Origin of the sequence: Micromonospora maritima (assembly GCF_902825405.1) — a bacterium.
Lineage (GTDB): Bacteria > Actinomycetota > Actinomycetes > Mycobacteriales > Micromonosporaceae > Micromonospora > Micromonospora maritima.
In genome coordinates this window covers 1-2,613 of record NZ_CADEAU010000646.1, presented here as the reverse complement: position 1 = coordinate 2,613, position 2,613 = coordinate 1, and the positions used below count along the sequence as shown (strand labels likewise).

The window sequence follows — 2,613 nt, the reverse complement described above, 5'->3', positions numbered from 1 at the left end:
GCCCACCGCCGCCAGCGTCTCGCCGGCCCGGTCGGTCAGGGTCTGCCGGGTCCAGTCGCCGGTGGAGGCGCCGGAGCCGGGCTTGTCGTAGGCGAGGCTCGCGAAGCCGGCGGCGGCCAGCCGGGTCTGCCAGTCGCGCTGGTCGCGCCCGCCGGGCCCGGAGCCCTCGACGAAGACGACCGCCGGGTACGGCCCGGGCCAGGGCGGCCGGACGAGGTCGCCGACCAGGACGTCGCCGTCGTGGTGGAACGACAGCTCCGCAACCGGCGGCGTGAACAGCACGGTCGGCTCAGCTCGCCCGCGGCGCGTACATGATGACGGCGACGCCGACCAGGCAGATGGCCGCGCCGGCCAGGTCGTAGCGGTCGGGGCGGAACCTGTCGACCACCATGCCCCAGGCGAGCGAGCCGGCGACGAAGACACCGCCGTAGGCGGCGAGGATCCGGCCGAAGGTGGCGTCTGGCTGGAAGGTGGCCACGAAGCCGTAGAGGCCGAGCGCGATCACCCCGGCGGCGATCCAGAGCACCCCCCGGTGCTCCCGCCAGCCCTGCCAGACCAGCCAGGCGCCGCCGATCTCGGCCAGCGCGGCGAGCAGGAACAGCAGGATGGAACGCGCGACCGTCATGCGTCCGACCGTAGCGTGACCACCTGCCGGCCGGGCCGTCGGCAGCCGGCGCCGGCGGTCAGCGGGGTTCCGCGCGGTCGGTCCTCGCGGTGGGTTCCGCGAGGGGCAGCGGACAGCAGGCGTTGCCGGCGCAGGCGATCAGGTCGTCGCAGCCGGCCGAGATCGCGGCCCGGAGCGTGTCGCGGACGACCGTGAGGTCGGCCAGCCGCTGTTCCACCTCGGCGAGCTTGTCCCGGGCGTGGGCCCGCAGCCCCGTGTCGCCCCGAGCCGTGGCGCCGGCCGCCGGAACCAGGTCGGTGACCTCGGCGAGGGTGAATCCGAGGCGTTGCGCCGCCTTGACCACCCGCAGCAGGGTCACCGTCTCGGCCGGGTAGAGGCGGTGCCCGCCCGGCGACCGGCGGGGTGCGGCGAGCAGCCCGCGCCGCTCGTAGTACCGCAACGTCTGCACGGTGACCCCGACCGCGGCGGCGAGCTGGCCGCTGCGCAGCGCGGGCTCGACGCTCATCGGTCGTGGCGGGGCGCGGCCCGCACGGCGAGGGCGTCGAGGACGTCGGTGTGGGCCGCCGGCACCCGGATGTCGAGGGTCAGCGCGCGGTCGTCCGCCCGGGCGAGGTCGAAGGTGAAGAACGCGCAGCACGCCGACTCGCGCGCGGTGAGGTCGCGCGCCGTCCGCTCGACGTGGCCGGCGCCGTCGAGTCGGAGCCGCAGGTGCCTCGTCGACGGCCGGTCGACGGCGCGGACGGCGCCGCGGAGCAGCGTGTCGAACTCGGCCAGCCGCAGCGGCCGTTGCGTGGTCGGCAGGGTGCAGGCGTCGGGCACCCAGGAGGATCCGTGTTCGTCGCTCACGTCCCGACGGTAAGCCCGTACCCCGGTACCGGATGCAAGTCGGTACATCGGACCATGTATACAGCCGATGCTGTATGGTCGGGACGTGCAGACGTTGCCCCACCACCAGGTGCTTGCCCGGTTCGGTCACGCCCTGTCCGAACCGTTGCGTGCCCGGCTGCTGCTGGCGTTGCGCGACGGGCCGGGCTATCCGGCGGAGCTGGCCGACCTGCTCGGCACCAGCCGGCAGAACCTCTCCAACCACCTGGCCTGCCTGCGCGGCTGCGGGCTCGTCGTGGCCGTGCCCGAGGGGCGTCGCACCCGGTACGAGCTGGCCGACCCGCGCCTCGCCCACGCGCTGGGCGACCTGCTCGGGGTGGTGCTCGCGGTGGACCCGGCCGCCTGCGCCGACGCCGGAACCGGATGCTGCTGATGGCCGGCCTGCCCCTGCTCCCGGTGGCGCCCGCCGGCCCCACGCCGGCGCGGCGTGCCGCGCTCGCGCGGCGGGTGCGGCTGCTGGTGGCCGCGACGATCACCTACAACGTGGCCGAGGCGGTGGTGGCGATCGGCGCCGGCACCGTCGCGTCGTCGACCGCGCTGATCGGTTTCGGTCTGGACTCGGTCATCGAGGTGGCCTCGGCGAGCGCCGTGGCGTGGCAGTTCGCCGGCCGGGACCCGCAGGCCCGGGAGCGGGTCGCGCTGCGGGTCATCGCGGTCTCCTTCTACGCGCTGGCCGCGTACGTGAGCGTCGAGGCGGTCCGGGCGCTGCTGGACGGTGCGCAGGCCACCCCCTCCACGGTCGGCCTGGTGCTCGCCGGCCTGTCGGTGATCGTGATGCCGGTGCTGTCGGCGGCGCAGCGGCGCGCCGGGCGTGAGTTGGGCTCCCGGTCGGCGGTGGCCGACTCGAAGCAGACGCTGCTGTGCACGTACCTGTCGGTGGTCCTGCTCGTCGGGCTCGCGGTCAACGGCCTGTTCGGCTGGTCCTGGGCCGACCCGGTCGCGGCCCTGGTGATCGCCGTCGTCGCGGTGCGGGAGGGGCGGGCGGCCTGGCGCGGCGAGACCTGTTGCGCGGTCCCGCACACGCCGGCCCGAGTACGCCCGCACGAACGTCTCGGCGAACTCGACCGGGTCGTCGCCGACGATCGCGCGGACCGGCGTGCCGT

At 75.5% G+C, this 2,613-nt stretch carries 6 protein-coding genes; 2 read left to right on the top strand and 4 right to left on the bottom strand.

Annotation, left to right across the window (positions count from 1 at the left end):
* The 4 genes from HUW36_RS30510 to HUW36_RS30495 form a co-directional block, all read right to left on the bottom strand.
* Nucleotides 1-282 (bottom strand): alpha/beta hydrolase family protein (locus HUW36_RS30510; RefSeq protein WP_217428904.1); only part of this gene is annotated, 282 nt, incomplete at its 3' end.
* A 7-nt stretch (nt 283-289) separates the two neighbouring features.
* Nucleotides 290-625, bottom strand: coding sequence for a YnfA family protein (locus tag HUW36_RS30505; RefSeq protein ID WP_174531250.1), 336 nt, complete (start codon nt 623-625; stop codon nt 290-292).
* 58 nt (nt 626-683) lie between these two features.
* Nucleotides 684-1,130 (bottom strand): MerR family transcriptional regulator, encoded by a 447-nt coding sequence (locus HUW36_RS30500; protein WP_174531249.1) that lies wholly within the window; start codon nt 1,128-1,130, stop codon nt 684-686.
* Entirely contained in the window at nt 1,127-1,471 is a 345-nt protein-coding gene (locus tag HUW36_RS30495) for a hypothetical protein (RefSeq protein ID WP_174531248.1), read from the bottom strand. The genes HUW36_RS30500 and HUW36_RS30495 overlap by 4 nt, the downstream gene beginning before the upstream one ends.
* A gap of 67 nt (nt 1,472-1,538) precedes the next feature.
* On the opposite strand from HUW36_RS30495, the gene HUW36_RS30490 reads away from it, so the two are divergent.
* A complete protein-coding gene (locus tag HUW36_RS30490) occupies nt 1,539-1,883 on the top strand; it encodes a metalloregulator ArsR/SmtB family transcription factor (protein WP_174531247.1) in 345 nt (114 codons plus the stop codon).
* The coding region (locus HUW36_RS30485; protein ID WP_246248402.1) for a cation efflux transmembrane domain-containing protein at nt 1,874-2,613 on the top strand (740 nt) is incomplete at its 3' end. The genes HUW36_RS30490 and HUW36_RS30485, both read left to right, overlap by 10 nt.